This window comes from Microbispora sp. H10949, from assembly GCF_014161435.1.
GTDB lineage: Bacteria > Actinomycetota > Actinomycetes > Streptosporangiales > Streptosporangiaceae > Microbispora > Microbispora triticiradicis.
The window spans coordinates 471,950-486,505 of record NZ_JABBWZ010000006.1 but is presented as its reverse complement, the minus strand read 5'-3'; the positions used below and the strand labels follow the sequence as shown (position 1 = coordinate 486,505).

The window sequence follows — 14,556 nt, the reverse complement described above, 5'->3', positions numbered from 1 at the left end:
GCGGGCATCTGGGGCGGTCAGGACGCGGGCGTGTGGGGCGCGTTCAGGACGCGGGCATCTGGGGCGATCAGTACACGGGCGTGTGGGGCGCGTTCAGGACGCGGGCATCTGGGGCGGTCAGGACGCGAGTGTGCGGGGTGCGCTCAGGACGCTGGTTCGGCGGCCGGACCCGGGATCTCCGCGTCGCCGAGGAGGTGGTCCTGGAGCGCCTCCTCGTTGGCGTCCAGCCAGGCGGCAGCGCGCCTGATCCGGCCGCCCGCGCCGTCGGCCCACATGCGCGCCCAGCCGCCGCCCCGCGTGCGGGCCCGGTCCCGCATCAGCGCGTACGACCGGCCGAACCGCGTCCGCGCCGTCTCCACCAGCCTCAGCCGGTCGTGCGCCGGCAGGCCGTACGCGTCGCAGAACAGCCGCACCCGGGCCGCGGCGTCCAGGGACCGCTGCGCGGGGTCCCGGTCGACCGGGTCGGCGAGCGGAGCCCAGTGCCGCAGCGTCGTCACCACGTCGAACAACCGCGTCGTCGGCCTGGCCATGTCGAAGTCGATCAGCGCGTACGGCACGGGCCCCGCGCCGGGCCGGTCACGGAAGACCACGTTGGCCGGGGTCACGTCGCAGTGGCCCACGAGTTCGGGCGAGCCCTCGGGCTCCGAGCCGTCCTCCCAGGTCGCGCCGGGAGGCGGGCCGAACGACGCCGCCGCATCGTGCAGGCGCCGCAGCAGCAGGGCCAGCGCGGTCAGCGCCGCCTCGCTCACCGCGTACGCCGGAAGCGGGCGCGCGGGCACCATGCCCTCGATGTAGGTGAGGATCGCCCTGCCCCGCTCGTCGATCCCGAGGAACCGGGGCGCCCGGTCGAACCCGGCGGCCTCCAGATGCCGCAACAGCGCGTGGACGGACGGCGACGAGGGCCGCATCGGCCGCCGTACCGTCGCCCCTACCCGTACGAGCCCCTCGGAGACGTCTCCGACGAGTGGGATCTCACGTACGGCCATGCCGACGCAGTTTAACCACCACATTTCCGTTGCGAGGGGAAAGCCGCCGGATTTCTTCCGTCCGTGGCGGCCCGTGCTTCTCAGCGGAATGGTCGCGCGCGTCGGGTCGGAGCCTCGTCAACCCGAAGCCGAGCTGGCTGTAGAGCTCCAGCTGATCGAAGTACTCACGATGCGTCTGGATCTTGTCGCGCTCGACGAAGGACGAGCAGGTGGCGCGGAGCGTGACGCGGTGGCCCGTGCCGCCTATCTCCTGCCCGTCGGGCAGGAGGAGAGGTCCCGTGTGAGTGCCGGTATAGGTCCACTCGGTGACGGCCGGGTTGTCGCAGTCGCCGAGCTCGAACCAGGCCATCGCGTGAAAGTCCGGGAACCCCGTGAAGAACTGCTCATATATCCACGCGATCTGGTCATGTCCCTCGGCCATACCCGACGGTGCCACGTATACGGCGTCCGGGCTGTAGCAGGAAAGGATTCCCGGTATGTCGTGAGCGTTGATCGCTTCGGCCAGCCGGTGCTTGAGGTCCCAGAAGGTAGACATCACACCTCCACTTCCGCAGGGCAGCGTCTTCACGGTACCCACGGGTCGAACAGCGGCCGATCGAGTGAACGTCATGTCACCACCACGAACGACGCGGCGACCTCCGTGTTCTCCCAACCGGGCGTCAAGGGCCGCGTGTGCCCCGGGCGGTTCGCCCGCTCCTCTGTCAGATCCGGTCGCCCGGCGAGAGCCGGGCGTGCGCCTCGCGTGCCCGGCGCTCCGCCGTGGCCGCGGTGTACCGCTGGACCATCGCCAGGGAGTTCCAGCCCCCCACGCGCATCAGATCGAGTGGATCGCCGCCCGCGTCCAGGAAGGACGTCGCCATCGTCGTACGGAAGCGGTGCGTGTGGACACCGGGGATGCCGGCCTCGTCGGCCCGGCGCTTCAGCATCTGCAGAATGCCGGTCGTCGTGAGCCGCCGGTCCCCGCCGGCCGCCGTACGGCCACGCTCGGGCAGCCACAGCCACGGGCTGCCGGCGTGACCGTGCCGCGCCCGCGCACGGAGATAGCGGTCGATCGCCGCGGCGGTCTTCCGGCCGATGGGAGCCAGGTGCGTCCGCCCGCCCTTGAGGCGGATGCGCAGGACATGCTGGGACAGGAACACGTCGGACAGTTCGGGGTCGTCGGGGTGGTACCGCAGCCCGGCCAGTCCGGATCCGCGCATGCCGTTGTCGAGCAGCACCCGCATGATCGCCGTATCGCGTCGATCCTTGAAAGCCGTGCCCGAGCACGTCTTGAGCATGAGCCGGAGTTCGTCCTCGGTGAGGGGCTCGACCGGCCGGGTCACGACGGCCGGCGCGGCGACTCCGGCCATCGGCGAGGCGTCGAGCTCGTCCTCGTCGACCAGCCACTTGAACAGGACACGGAGGTTGCGGAAGTGCTTGTGGGCGTCACCGGCGCTACGTGACCGCGTCTCGCCACAGGGACACGGCCGGGTCTGCCCGTCGTCGAGCCAGCAGCCGTGCAGGCGGGCGGAGAAGAAGGCCCGCACGTGCTGAGCACGGATCTTTTCCAGCTGCCCGGGCATGTCATGCTTGTCCAGGTACTCGATCAGGAGACGCGCTGAGTGGAGGTAGCTCGTGATCGTGCCGGGTGCGAGCTTCTCACCTTCGAGTGCCAGCTGCCACGACGGGACCAGGTCTCGCAGGAGTGGGGATCTACCCATGGGGAAAGCTCCAAATCCGATGCTGTTTCATCGGTGTGCGGCTATGCTACCTTAGGCCAAGGTAACCAACCTTGCAGGTCATCCCCAAAAAACTGGCGCCCTTAGCTCAGCTGGATAGAGCATCGGACTTCTAATCCGACGGTCGGGGGTTCGAATCCCTCAGGGCGCGCTCCTCTCCCGGCCCATTCGGCCTCCGAACCGGCACGCGCTCGATCACGCATCCAGCCGTACGCCCTGATAGCCGCGGGATATACGCGGGATGATGTCGGACGCGTCTCCACAGGTCGGCTCATGGATTCCACGAGCTGCCGAAAGGATTTGGAGCCCGCCAAACCGCGCCTGGTTCCCAGGCCGGGGACGTGACACCATGCGTCCATGACCACCCGAAAGGCTGATGCCGCGTAGACGGCCAAGCGCACTGCGTGCGCGACTCTGGGTCAATCGGCGGCGCTACCGCCCAGCCCCCAAGATCCCGAAATTGACGAGTCGGACCTGTGCCGCCATCGCTCGCATAGAGCAACAGCGTCTCTGGCCCGGCGCCATCGTCGGCGCGTTCGCCTAGTACGAACGTTTCGTCCGGCAACCCGGCCGACATCTCTACCTTCCCAACGCGGGATGTCCATGCTGCGATCCGAAAAACGCCCGAGACACTCTGGAGTACACGCTCCGACGCCTGCCGGCTCTTGAACGCACAGAGCTAGCACGGCTCGTGACGAGGCTGGATCAGGAATTCCGCCGCCGAACCATCCCAGAGCCGCACCCGCACGTGCTCCCACGACAACCCGGTGCATGGTGGTATTTCCGGATTTCTGAACTCTGATCGAGCCAGGACATGGCGCAGGGTCCCGATGTGAGCCGAGACCCCTGCGTTCATTCACCCCCTCGGGCGGCCAGCATGCGGCTGGAGGCACGGCCACCAGCGACTATGGCCGCCGGAACGCGTATGGCACACTCCGCGCATGGAATGGAGCCGAGCCCATCACGCGGTCGAACATGAGCCCTAACTGCTCCCCTGCTCCTGCCGTCGTGCAGTTAGCGTGCAATCAGGCTGGAAAACGAGGGGCAACCACGGTCTCTCGTGACCGGCCCAACGCCCAGGTCGATGCCCCCAACGGTCGTGATCTATGCGAAGCCCAAGCTGACAGCGCGGACTCCCTTACAGTCCGATCAGATGGAGCCGATACTGGCTGGAGTCGTCGCGAACTTCTCGAACTCACCGACCATCTCGGCCAGGTTCGCGGGACCACATGCGCCCTGGAACAGCCTGCCGTCGCTTCTGATGTGGATCCAGTCGTCCTCAGTCCGGTCGAGGGATCGCCAGTCGAAGGCGTGGCCCTCAAGCTCGGTGCCGACGAGATCCACCGCTATCCGCCACCCAGGGTTGTCGAGCGTATCGATCGTGACGCCATAGGCGTGCTCCCATTCGTCGTCGCACTGAGCGGCATACCACCGCTGCAGGAAGCCGAAGGGATCATCGGTCATCGTGGCACCTCGGCATGCGGGACATCTACTTCTGATTCGACGGTCGAGGGCAGGCGTTCTGTGGGGAGACCGTGTACTTCGGGGGGTCGTCCATGTTCCTGCCGTACCCCTGGCCGGTCCAGTAGATCCCTATTACAGCCTTCGGCGCCCCCGCCGACAGGACGATCGGAAAGTCCGAGACGTACTTCTGACCATCGAGTGTTCTCCCCTCGACCACCAGCTGCCACGTTTCTTCGTACGTGCCGGTGGCGGGTAGATGCACCGAGCGCTTCACGGTCGGCCTGTCTCCGGGCAGGAGGCACTGCCCCAGGGCGTTCTTCAGAAGAGCCTCACATGTCCCGACGCTGCGCGCGAACTTGGAGCAGAAGCCGGCGACGCCGCTCTTGCCGACTCCGGCGACGACTTCCTGAAGGACTGATTCCGCCATCTCCGGCGTGAACACGACCGCAGGAGGTGGTTTCGGTTGCTCCGGCTCAGATGCGCAGCCGGCCATCAGCAGTGCGGCCACTACCGTTACCGCGATTCGACGCACGATCGGGAGCATGTGCCTCCTTCGGGGAATTTCCGGCCGTACACCACCGGCCTCTCGCGGCCCTACCTCTAGCCGGCCTCGGCCAGGAGGGCGCGGAGCGCAGGGTAGGTGATGGGCCGGGTCGGGCGGGTGCCCAGTTGGTCGAGGAGGACGCGGGAGCGGGAGAGCTCGGCCAGGTCGAAGATGGTGAGGGCCGGCGGGGCGGGGGCGGGAAGGGTGCGGAGCAGGAGGTCGGTCAGCGTACGGGCGAGGTGTTCGGTGGCGCTGCCGGTGGCGAGGCGGAGGCCGGTGTCGGCCAGGCCCGCGCGCAGGCGCTGCTGGAGGTGAAGGGCCTGGGTGAGGGTCGCGTAGGCGGCGGCGGGGTCGGTGACTCGCTGGGCGGTGCCGAGTTCGTAGAGCACGGTGAACGCCTCCGCGTTGAAGCCGCCACGTTGGAGCAGGTCCGCGGCCTCACTCAGCATGGCGGCGGCCTCGGTGGTCCGGCCGAGCAACCACAGCCGCATCCCCGCCTCGGCCTGGGCGCCGGCCCGGCCGCCGGGCAGGTTGGACAGGATGATCCTCGGCGGGCGGGTGCCGTCGTCCACCGTGACAGTGTGCCCTCGGGTACGGGCGTCCAGCACCTCCAGGGAGGCGAGGGTCATGCGGTACTGGCGGGCGGGGAAGGTGGGCATGCCCGCCGCTCGCTGCTCACGGTTGAGGACGTGGAAGTCCGTCCGGCCGATGACGTACTGGTGCCGGAGGGTCCGCATCGACGCGGCGCTTTCGAAGTCGCCGGTCAGGGTGGCGTACTCGGCGGCCAGCAGGAGCAGCGAGCAGCGCACGTACGGCACCAGGTCCGGCCGGCCGAGATGCCGGTGCAGCTCCGCCAGGGCGCGTTCCGGCACCACCGGCTGGGTTTCCTCGGCGCGGGCGCCGATGAGTTCCACGCACAGGTTGTTGGCGCTGAGGTTGTGCAGGTCGTGCTTGGTCCACAGCTCACGGACCCTGCGCTGGCTCGCCAGCGCCCGTTCCCGCTGACCGAGGCTGCCTTCGAGGTGGGCGCGGAACCTGACGAGGTGGGCCTCGGCGAGGTCCAGCTCACGCCGCTGGGCGGGCCCGGGGTCGGGTAGCGCGCGCGTCGCCTGCGCCAGCAGCTCCGAGGCCGCGTCCAACCAGGCCTTGGCCGCCTGGCCCGGCCGTTTCTCGGCTTTCAGGAAGCGGGCCATCTCGGGATGCGGATCCTTGTCCTGGGCCGCGACCATGGCCTCGTCGCAGAGCGTGTGCACGAGGCCGAGACCGGGGCACGTCTTCCCGCGCACGTCCTCCTCGATCCACAGTTCCGCCACGATGCGCCGGTAGGCGGGCGTGCCGCCGAAGTAGTGGTGTGCCTCGATCCTGCGGAAGCGCCAGAGTGGCGGGTGCTTGCTGACGAACAGATGATGGAGCTGCGCGAGCAGTTCGAAGAACACCAGCCAGGCGGCGAACTCCGCGATCCCGCGGTCCCCTGAGACGATCCCGACGAGAAACGCCGTCCACCCTTTGCGTACGGCGAACCATTCGAAGACGGCGTGGATCGGCCCCAGTATCGGGACCCGGGTGACGGCGGCGACGGCGGGCAGGTGACTGTGCCAGGCCAGGAACAGCGCCAGGACGATCTCGTACCTGCCGAGCGACGAGTGCCGGTGCCAGAAGTCGACGATCGACGGCAGGAAGCCGGCCGCGTAGGCGTACCAGACGAAGACCAGGGCGTAGACGATGCCCGTGCCGTCGCTCAGCAGCTTGCGGGCCCGTTCCCGCGGGCTCAGCACGCGCGCCGACCAGACGTCGAGCCGGATCGTCAACCCGATCAGCACCGCCGGGCCGATCAGGATCACGGTGGGGACGGCCGAGCCGCTGTCCGCCGCCTTGAACCCCAGCAGTACGGCAAGCCAGGCGAACCAGGGGTAGATCACGAGCGGCAGGCGCAGCAGACCCATGCGGGACATCATTGGGGAATGCCGGGCGAGGTGTGGCGAATTTCGTCAACTGACTGTGGCCAGGCGCCTACCCGGTCAGACTGTGCGGGTGCTGTTGTCGCCGGGCCAGCTCGGCCTCGGAATCGCCGTGCTCGGATTCGCCTGCTACCGGGTGGAGCGGCGCATCCGGCTGCGCAGACGCGGTGACTGGCGGGCGGTGTTCGAGGAGATCGCCGAGGTCCCCGGCCGCCTCGACGCGTGGCGGGCCCTCCTGTCCCTGCTGCACGCCTTCGCCGGGGCCGTGCTCGTCTCACTCCACCTGCCCGGCCCCGCCCTGGCCGTGTTCGGCCTGGCCATGGGGCTGGCGGGCTGGCCGGAGGCGGCGTGCGGCGCGGCCGTCGCGGTCGTGCTCCTGAGGCTCGGGCACGAGCCGCTGGTCTGGGCCACCCTGCCCCTACTGGCGGGGTACGGGACACGCCTGGCGCACTTCCTGCCGGAGCGGTGGCGGCCTCCGGAGCGGCGGCTCGCCCAGATCTCCCAGTTCGGCCCATTCATCCGGCCGCCGCTGCCGATCGACCGGTTCTGGTCCATCGCCATGATGCTCACGACCGTGGCGCCGATGGTGGCGTCCGCCGTGCAAACCTGGTGGGACTGGGCGCTGCCGGCGTGCGCGTCGGCGCTCGCCGCGCAGATGGGCCTGCTCGACAGGGCGGTACGGCACGAGCACCGCGTGAGCATCCGGGTCCACCGGTTCGTCATGGCGTCCGGCAACGCGGTGGCGATGCTGGTGGCGGCGGGACCGGTGGGCGGCTGGTTCGCCGCGCGGTGGTCGGAGGCCGGGTTCCTCACCGGCTGGCTCGGCGGCGCGCTGATCTGCGCGGCCGTGTTCGCGATCAGGTTCGTCTGGCCGGGGCGGCTGCGGGTGATGACCGCGCACTGGTTGTTCCCGTTCTGGGCGGTGGCGGTGTTCCACCCCACACCCGGCGCGGTGTCCGCGCTGGCGCCGCTGTTGCTCGCCGAGACGTGCGTCGCGGCCGTCGCCGACCGCCCCGTGGCCGCGAGGGTGACCGACCGTTACGCGGCTTTCATGATCCAGCTGAAGCCGGAGAACCGGATGAACGTGCTCGGCCCGTGGCTGTACGACGGTTTCCTGCGCGAGCCAGGCACCGCCGACTTCGGGCTGGTCAGGCGGTATCTCGGCATGGCCGTACACGCCTCGCTCGGTGGGTTCGTCGCGGGTCAGAGCACGATCGTGAACAGGGATCCCGAGCTCAAGCAGCCGGTGGACGGCCTGCGCTGGATCGCTCTGGCCACGCAGGCGCTCTGGCTGGTGGACGAGGAGGTCACCCCGCGCGTCCCGGTGGAGCTGCGGGAACCGCTGACCCGGGCCCGGTCGACGATCGAGGCGGAACTGGTTCTCACGAAGGCCCTCGTGCTGACCTTCGGCCTGGAGTGGAACGACGCGCTGCGCGAATGGCGCGAGGCCGCCGTCCGGTACCGGTCGCTCGGCCTGCGCGCCGAGGAGGCCGCCTGCCGTGCCGGTACGGCCGACGTGCTGGACTGGCTGGGGCGTGCCGAGGACGCCCTGCGCGAGCGGGCGCGCATCCCCTCCGACGCTCCCGAGCCCGGCTGGGCTCTGCTGGACGAAAGGGTCCGCGACGGTCTCCGCGTGCTGTCAGCCGACCGGCAGGACCAGGCGGACCGGCCCCGCGTCGAGGCCGCGTGACAACGCGTCGAGATCGGCGGCGGGCACGGCGACGACAAGGGTGTCCTTGTCCGGGACGTCCAGTGCGAGCAGGCCGCCGAACATCCCCTTCGCCGTACGGAGGCTCACCACCTGGCCACGCTGGACCCGTACGGCGCCGACCGGCACGGTCGTCGCGACCCTGCCCGTCAGGGCCGCACCCAGTGGAGGGCCGAGGTCGGACGGCGCCCCGCCCTTCGCCACCGGCGTCACCGTGTAGCGCCCGCTGAGCCGGCCCGCCCCCTCGCCTTCCAGGTCGGCCGGCACCAGAACGTGGAACGCCGGAAGGTCCCGCGTCGCGCGGATCTCCCCGTCGGGGCCCAGCGCCGGTGCCGTGACGGCCGCGCCCACTCCGGCGAGCACGACCACGCCCGCGAGCGACGACCGGACCGGAAACGCCCGTCCCGTACGCACCGGGGCGGCCGCTACGGGGAGGGCCTTCACAGGCACCGGGTCACCCGAGGTCACCAGCCTTGCCGGTTCGGGGGAAGGCGCAGAAGACGCCGGATAGCGGAGGGCCGGGATCCGGTCGTAGTCGGGGGCGCCCCGATACCAGAGCTTGCCGAGTTGTTCCCATTGGGCGCGTTCCTGGGCGGGGCTTTCCGGCAGGCGGAGCCGCATCGCCTCAAGCAGCAGGAACCGGTGCACGTCGAACGCCGAACGGATCAGCTGGGCGTACGGCCGGGCGGCCCGGACGGCCCCGCGGTAGCCGAGGATCGCGACGAGAGCCCCGCCCCAGACGCAGCACACGGCCCCGGCGCCCGGCAGGATCAGCACGGCGAGTGTCCCGCCCACGACGGCGAAGGCTCCGCCCAGGAAGCTGATCATCACCGCCGTCTCCATGGCCGCGGCGGCCTGGGCGAACGACGCGAGGAACGGGTCCGGCAGGACGGTGTAGAGCCGGGGCCAGACGGTCGTCGCGTCCATCCCGTACCGGTCGCCGTGTTCCTCGGCGGCACGCAGCACGTTGCCGAGCCGGGTCGGCAGGGTCCGCTGTGCCGTACGCGGATATCCGAGGAAGAGGTCGGCGTCGGCCGCGCGCCGCACGCTCTGCGCGGCCAGATGCCGGGCCCGCAGCGCTTTCCGCAGCGGACGGAGCGGGGGCGAATCCGGCCAGTGGCCTTCGTACCAGCGGACCAGGCCCGGGCGGGCGACCGCGAGAAGCTGCCCGGCGAGTACGGTGACCAGCACCGCTCCGAGCACGAGCAGGATCCGGGTCTCTCCGGCGAGGCCGTTCCACCAGGTCAGCGTCCTCCCCCAGCCCGCCCCCGACGCGGCCACCGTGACCAGCGCCGCGAGGAACGCCGTCAGCGGCATCCAGACCGAGGTGAGCTGCCGCCGGTCGAGGAAGGCGACGGCGCCGTCGAACAGCCCGTTCACCCGTCATTCCGTCCCGGAGTCGACGAGCCGATGCCCCTGGCCGCCGGGGCACGGAATCTCGGCTATCGGGTACTCGTCCACTTCCGCCACGGTTCCGCAGACCTGGCACCTGACCCTGACCAGCCCTATCCGCGCCTCGGGCATGCTGTACAGCTCCCAGTCGCCGTCCAGGACGGTGCCGATGGCGTCCCCGTCCTCCTCCAGGGCCCTGCGCAGTTCCGTCCTGATCAGCGCGGCGTCCAGCAGCCCGATCAGGCGGCCGTCCTCGACGACGAGCACGGCCGGCAGACCGTTGTTGATCAGTTCAAGTACGCCGGGCAGCGCCGAGAGCCCGCTGACCGGCGCGTCCGGGCCGATCTCCACCGCGAGCCCGCGTCCGGCCGGGCCCACCACCCAGCGGGGCCGTCCCGTGTCGTCGAGCACGACGAGCGTGCCGTCGGCACGCTCGGGCGCCTCCTCCACCGTGGTCGTGTAGCCGGTGGCCATGAGCTCAGCCGCCGTCCGCATGCCGCCCCTTCCTAGTACCAGTCGCCGATGAGCACGAAAGCCGCCCAATAGTACGGATGCGCGTAGACGGCGCGGCCCAGATTCGGTGGCTCCGAGCCCTCGTGCAGCAACGCCCGCTGCCTGATCGTCTGAGCACTCCTCCGTACGGCGGGCTCACCGACCGTTTCGAGAGCCGCGTCGCAGGCCGCGACCGCCCTGCCGAAGTCGGCGGCCATCAGCCGGATCCGGGCCTCGGCGATCAGGAGCCGGGCCGCGGCCGGAGCCGGCAGCAGCGGCGCGACCGATTCGAGATAGGCCAGCACGTCGCCCGCGGTCGTCACGCGCAGCCGTTCCTGGGCGGCACGGAGCGCGTCGATGGCGTGCTCGCCCGCGACCAGCCGCTCGTAGAAATGCCGGAAGAGCATCGTGGTCGCCAGCTCGTCGACGGTCCACAGGCTGACCAGCACGGCGGGCGCGCCCGCGTGCAGCACCGAGCGGACCAGGCTGAGCAGTTCGTCGCCAGGCCGGGCCGCGGCGACGCCGGTCCGGCACGCCGCCAGCACGACCAGCGTCCTGGACAGTTTGAGCCTGAGAAACCGCTCGGCGGTGAACAGGCCGTCGGCGAGTACGACGCCCGAACGCATCGGAGCCGCCGCGTCGAAGACACCGTGCGCGCACACATGCAGGATGTCGGCCCCACCGACCCTGCGAACCAGTTCGCCGCTGACCGCGCCCTCGCCGGCAAGGGTCTCGGTCTTGAACAGGCCGGTGAGCAGTTCCGCCTGGGCGGGCCCCAACATCAGCTCGGCCCCTCCCGGCGGGTCGGCGACGACGAGGGCCCGCTGCCGGCGGCCACCCCTGTTGCCCCGGCAGTACCGCAACACCGACGCGCTCGGCGCGTAGGCGACGGAGTGCGCTGCCAGCTCAGGGCCGACGGCGTGCAGCGGAACCCGGTGCAGCGCGTCATGCGGAATCAGCCACACCCGGTCACCCGGCCCCAGCCGGTTGGCGACCGGTTCGACCAGATCGGTGAGGAGCGGATCCGACAGCAGCTCCGTCACCCGGCCCAGCGCCTCCGGCCGCCGGGGCGCCGACTCCAGCATCCCGGTCAACTCGGCCACGTGCGCCCGTACGTCGCGCAGCGTGTGCGGCACCGCCACCAGCTCGGGATCCGGATCGTCCGGATTGGCGATCATGATGACCGTCTGGCTCTCGGTCAGGAAGTACTCCGCCAGAAGCATCCGGCCCTCGGTCACGCGCGTTCTCCCGGCTTGACGGAACGTACACCCTCATCTGCGGAGCCTTTCCATCATTCCGGCCCATGGTCCGCGATGAAGGCATTTCCACCACTCCGCCGGAACGCGCGGAGCACGCAGCCTCTACCGGTTCAGGTTCTCCCCGAAGAACCCGGCGATCTTTTCTACTGCGGGATCCACGTACTTCTCCTTGTCATAGAGGTCGACGTGGCTGGCGCCGTCGATCCAGAAGATCTCCTTGGGGCCGGTGGCGCGCTGGAAGGCTTCGATGCTCATCCAGGACGTGACGGCGCGGGTGCCGACGATCATGAGCAGCGGCCGGCGCCCGATCAGCGGGATCGGCGCGAAGGCGTCGAAGGCCGCCATCCTGTCGATGCTGCTCCAGGTGAGAAAGCCCGCTGAGCGGGGGTGCCGGCCACGTTCGGTGCGGTAGTACTCGAAGCCCTCGGCACCGTGCTCCCCGCCGAGCGCATAGGCCTTCTCGACGGTGTCGGGGAAAAGGGTCAGCACCGGCGGTTCCTCGCCCCGGGCCTCAACGGTGCGGGCGTGGGCCGCGGCGTCCAGCATGCCGACGAACACGGCCGGGTCCTGGGCGCCGTCGGCCCCCAGGCGGAACTGGCGGGCGACGTCGACGGCGCTGACGGTGGCGACGGCCTTGACGCGGCGGTCACCCGCGGTGGCCGAGAGGGCGTAGCCGCCGGAAGCGCAGATGCCGAGCACGCCGATGCGGTCCGGATCGACCTCACCGCGGCCGGTCAGGAAGGAGACGGCGGCCTTGAGGTCCTCGACGCGCTGCGCGGGGTCCTCCAGGCCGCGAGGTTCGCCGCCGCTCTCGCCCTGATAGGCCGCGTCGTAGGCGAGTGCGACGAACCCCCTTTCGGCCAGGCGGCGGGCGTAGAGGCCGGCGGCCTGCTCCTTCACACCGGTTCCGGGGTGCCCGACGACGATCGCCGGACGCGGCCCTGTGGCCGGGGTGCCGGGAAGGTGGAGATGGCCGGCGAGCGGGATACCGTTGCTGCGGAAGGTGACGTCGATCTTCGCCATGGGGTTCTCCGTCCAGTGGTCGGCCCCGGCACGATGCCGGGCACGTGTCCACAGTCGTCGCAACCCTGGACCGGCAGAAGCGGCGAGTTCTTGCCTGGGAAAAGACCTGCCCCCTCACCTTCGCCACCCAGGTCCGCACAATGGAGGACATGACCAGCACATCCGGCCCCGGCGAACTCGGCGCCTTCCTCAAGGCCCGCCGGGCGCAACTGGCCCCGCAGGATGTCGGCCTGCCCGAGCCGGACTCCCGGCGTAGGGTCGCGGGGCTCCGTCGTGAGGAGGTCGCCCAACTCGCCGCGATCAGCGTCGACTACTACATACGGCTGGAGCAGGGCCGTGTCCGGGCGTCCGCCTCGGTGCTCGCCACACTGGCCCGCGCGCTGCGCCTCGACGACGACCAGCAGCGGTACCTGTACCAACTGGCCGGCAAGACCGACGCGCGGCCTCGCAGGCGCCGGCCCGCGCAACGCGTGCGCCCGGCCATGCGACGCCTGCTCGACCAGCTCACCGCGACCCCCGCCATCGTCCTGGGCAAACGGCTGGACATCCTCGAGTGGAACGCCGGCGCCGCCGCCTTGTACACCGACTTCTCGCAGCTTCCTGAGGATCGGCGCAACTACCTGTATCTGTTGTTCACCGACCCGATCATCCGGAGCATGCACCTGGAGTGGGAGCACGACGCCCGCGACGCCGTCGCCGCCCTGCGCATGGAGTCGGCAGCCGATTCCTCCGAGCCAGAGCTTGCCCGGCTCGTCGGCGAGCTGTCCGTGCGAGACGCCGACTTCCGTACCTGGTGGGCGGAGCACCGCGTCAACGATGCCGCCTACGGCACCAAGCGCTACCGGCATCGGCTGGTCGGCGACCTCACCCTCGATTGCGACACGTGGAGCAGTCCCGACGGCTCGGGACAGCGCCTCATGGTTCTCACCGCCGAACCCGGTTCGCCATCGGACGACGCGCTGCGCATCCTCACCTCGTGGGCGCCCGGGCAACCGAGCGGGAGTCTCTCCCCCGCTCGGTAGGCAGACGCCGGCGGACGGCAGCCGATCCCTCCTTCGGCTTCCGCGCGATGACGCCATGACCAACGAGATCTTGCCCGATGAGCGAGACGCGGCACCGCCGATCGTTGAAGCGACGGGCGATCAGTGGACACCGCGGATGGTGCCGCCGTCCACCCGCAGGGTGGTGCCCGTGACGTAGTCGGAGAGCGGGCCGCTGAGATAGAGGACCGCGGCGGCGATTTCCTCGGGACGGCCCATCCGGCCGACGTCGTTGGGCACCAGTTCCTCGATGGCGTTGCGTTCGATGTCCTCCCACATCTCGCCCCAACCGCGGGCCGGAGCAAGGTCGGTGAGGAACCGCTGGACGCTGTCGACCAGGATGGCGCCGGGAGCGACGGTGTTGGCCGTGATTCCGGTCCCCTTCAGCTCGCGGGCCAGCGAGACCACGAGGTTGTGGCGGGCGGCCAGCGTGGCGGTGTAGTGGGGCAGGTCCGCGCTCGGCTGCAGACCGAGCCCGCCGCCGATCTGGATGACGCGACCCCAGCCGCGCTCGTGCATGCGGGGAACCAGGCGCAGGATCATCCGGACTCCGGAGATCACGTTGACCTCGTAGGTGTGGCTCCAGTCTCCGGCGGTGGCCTCCTTCCATGAGCGGTGGGGGTAGGCGCCGGCGTTGTTGACCAGGATGTCTATCGAGCCGCCGGCCAGCGCGGCCTTGGCCACGACGTCGGCGCCGTCGTCGGTGGCCAGGTCTCCGACCGCGGTGTGAGCCCGCCCGCCGGCTGTCCGGATGGCGGCGGCGACGGTTTCGGTGCGCAGGCGGTCACGGCCGTGCACGACGACCTCGGCGCCTTCGGCGGCCAGGGCTCTGGCGATGGCTTCGCCGAGGCCGGAACTGGAGCCGGTGACCAGGGCACGCTTGCCCCTCAGTTGAAGATCCATCTCATCCTCGCATCGTGGTTCGGGCGGCGAGACGCATCACACCCGATGTCTACACTCGTAGACTTGCTC

General features: G+C 70.3%; 13 protein-coding genes and 1 tRNA gene. 3 read left to right on the top strand and 11 right to left on the bottom strand.

Annotated elements, in window-relative coordinates; all coding sequences use genetic code 11:
- Positions 1–143: 143 nt before the first annotated feature.
- The 3 genes from HHX40_RS18680 to HHX40_RS18670 all read right to left on the bottom strand — a co-directional run bounded on the left by HHX40_RS18680 (position 144) and on the right by HHX40_RS18670 (position 2,686).
- Entirely contained in the window at positions 144–986 is an 843-nt protein-coding gene (locus HHX40_RS18680; RefSeq protein WP_182881583.1) for a phosphotransferase, read from the bottom strand.
- Complete coding sequence (locus tag HHX40_RS18675) at positions 973–1,521, bottom strand: ester cyclase (protein WP_182881582.1); 549 nt, start codon at positions 1,519–1,521, stop codon at positions 973–975. The genes HHX40_RS18680 and HHX40_RS18675 overlap by 14 nt, the downstream gene beginning before the upstream one ends.
- Before the next feature lie 166 nt (positions 1,522–1,687).
- Positions 1,688–2,686, bottom strand: coding sequence for a tyrosine-type recombinase/integrase (locus tag HHX40_RS18670; RefSeq protein WP_182881581.1), 999 nt, complete (start codon positions 2,684–2,686; stop codon positions 1,688–1,690).
- 95 nt (positions 2,687–2,781) lie between these two features.
- On the opposite strand from HHX40_RS18670, the gene HHX40_RS18665 reads away from it, so the two are divergent.
- A tRNA-Arg gene (locus HHX40_RS18665) sits at positions 2,782–2,855 on the top strand.
- Between the two features lie 998 nt (positions 2,856–3,853).
- On the opposite strand, the gene HHX40_RS18660 is transcribed toward HHX40_RS18665, so the two are convergent.
- From HHX40_RS18660 to HHX40_RS18650, 3 genes are read right to left on the bottom strand one after another with little or no spacing between them, the layout of a single operon-like run.
- On the bottom strand, positions 3,854–4,168 hold the full coding sequence (locus tag HHX40_RS18660) for an immunity 53 family protein (protein WP_182881580.1): 315 nt from the start codon (positions 4,166–4,168) through the stop codon (positions 3,854–3,856).
- 25 nt (positions 4,169–4,193) lie between these two features.
- The gene (locus HHX40_RS18655) at positions 4,194–4,712 is read right to left on the bottom strand and encodes a hypothetical protein (protein WP_182881579.1); all 519 of its coding nucleotides are present in this window, start codon (positions 4,710–4,712) and stop codon (positions 4,194–4,196) included.
- Positions 4,713–4,768: 56 nt separating this feature from the next.
- Positions 4,769–6,655 carry a hypothetical protein gene (locus tag HHX40_RS18650; protein ID WP_182881578.1) on the bottom strand — a complete coding sequence of 629 codons (1,887 nt, stop codon included), beginning with the start codon at positions 6,653–6,655 and terminating at the stop codon, positions 4,769–4,771.
- An 88-nt stretch (positions 6,656–6,743) separates the two neighbouring features.
- On the opposite strand from HHX40_RS18650, the gene HHX40_RS18645 reads away from it, so the two are divergent.
- On the top strand, positions 6,744–8,360 hold the full coding sequence (locus HHX40_RS18645) for a hypothetical protein (protein ID WP_182881577.1): 1,617 nt from the start codon (positions 6,744–6,746) through the stop codon (positions 8,358–8,360).
- Here HHX40_RS18645 and HHX40_RS18640 read toward each other — a convergent pair.
- From HHX40_RS18640 to HHX40_RS18625, 4 genes are all read right to left on the bottom strand, one after another.
- Entirely contained in the window at positions 8,310–9,758 is a 1,449-nt protein-coding gene (locus tag HHX40_RS18640) for a hypothetical protein (protein WP_182881576.1), read from the bottom strand. The genes HHX40_RS18645 and HHX40_RS18640 overlap by 51 nt on opposite strands.
- Before the next feature lie 3 nt (positions 9,759–9,761).
- A complete protein-coding gene (locus tag HHX40_RS18635) occupies positions 9,762–10,265 on the bottom strand; it encodes a hypothetical protein (protein WP_182881575.1) in 504 nt (167 codons plus the stop codon).
- 11 nt (positions 10,266–10,276) lie between these two features.
- Positions 10,277–11,500: a CHAT domain-containing protein gene (locus HHX40_RS18630; protein WP_182881574.1), complete on the bottom strand. Its 1,224-nt coding sequence runs from the start codon at positions 11,498–11,500 to the stop codon at positions 10,277–10,279.
- A 123-nt stretch (positions 11,501–11,623) separates the two neighbouring features.
- Entirely contained in the window at positions 11,624–12,544 is a 921-nt protein-coding gene (locus tag HHX40_RS18625; protein WP_182881573.1) for an alpha/beta hydrolase, read from the bottom strand.
- Positions 12,545–12,693: 149 nt separating this feature from the next.
- Here HHX40_RS18625 and HHX40_RS18620 point away from each other — a divergent pair, with 149 nt between their 5' ends.
- Entirely contained in the window at positions 12,694–13,566 is an 873-nt protein-coding gene (locus HHX40_RS18620) for a helix-turn-helix domain-containing protein (RefSeq protein WP_182881572.1), read from the top strand.
- A gap of 120 nt (positions 13,567–13,686) precedes the next feature.
- On the opposite strand, the gene HHX40_RS18615 is transcribed toward HHX40_RS18620, so the two are convergent.
- Positions 13,687–14,487 (bottom strand): SDR family NAD(P)-dependent oxidoreductase, encoded by an 801-nt coding sequence (locus HHX40_RS18615; RefSeq protein ID WP_182881571.1) that lies wholly within the window; start codon positions 14,485–14,487, stop codon positions 13,687–13,689.
- Positions 14,488–14,556 lie beyond the last annotated feature (69 nt).

Excerpts from the sequence above, each read along its gene's own strand:
- HHX40_RS18660 (WP_182881580.1), bottom strand. The coding sequence starts at position 4,168 with ATGACCGATGATCCCTTCGGCTTCCTGCAGCGGTGGTATGCCGCTCAG.
- HHX40_RS18650 (WP_182881578.1), bottom strand. The coding sequence starts at position 6,655 with ATGGGTCTGCTGCGCCTGCCGCTCGTGATCTACCCCTGGTTCGCCTGG.
- HHX40_RS18655 (WP_182881579.1), bottom strand. The coding sequence starts at position 4,712 with ATGCTCCCGATCGTGCGTCGAATCGCGGTAACGGTAGTGGCCGCACTG.
- HHX40_RS18680 (WP_182881583.1), bottom strand. The coding sequence starts at position 986 with ATGGCCGTACGTGAGATCCCACTCGTCGGAGACGTCTCCGAGGGGCTC.
- HHX40_RS18620 (WP_182881572.1), top strand. The coding sequence starts at position 12,694 with ATGACCAGCACATCCGGCCCCGGCGAACTCGGCGCCTTCCTCAAGGCC.
- HHX40_RS18675 (WP_182881582.1), bottom strand. The coding sequence starts at position 1,521 with ATGTCTACCTTCTGGGACCTCAAGCACCGGCTGGCCGAAGCGATCAAC.
- HHX40_RS18615 (WP_182881571.1), bottom strand. The coding sequence starts at position 14,487 with ATGGATCTTCAACTGAGGGGCAAGCGTGCCCTGGTCACCGGCTCCAGT.
- HHX40_RS18625 (WP_182881573.1), bottom strand. The coding sequence starts at position 12,544 with ATGGCGAAGATCGACGTCACCTTCCGCAGCAACGGTATCCCGCTCGCC.
- HHX40_RS18635 (WP_182881575.1), bottom strand. The coding sequence starts at position 10,265 with ATGCGGACGGCGGCTGAGCTCATGGCCACCGGCTACACGACCACGGTG.
- HHX40_RS18670 (WP_182881581.1), bottom strand. The coding sequence starts at position 2,686 with ATGGGTAGATCCCCACTCCTGCGAGACCTGGTCCCGTCGTGGCAGCTG.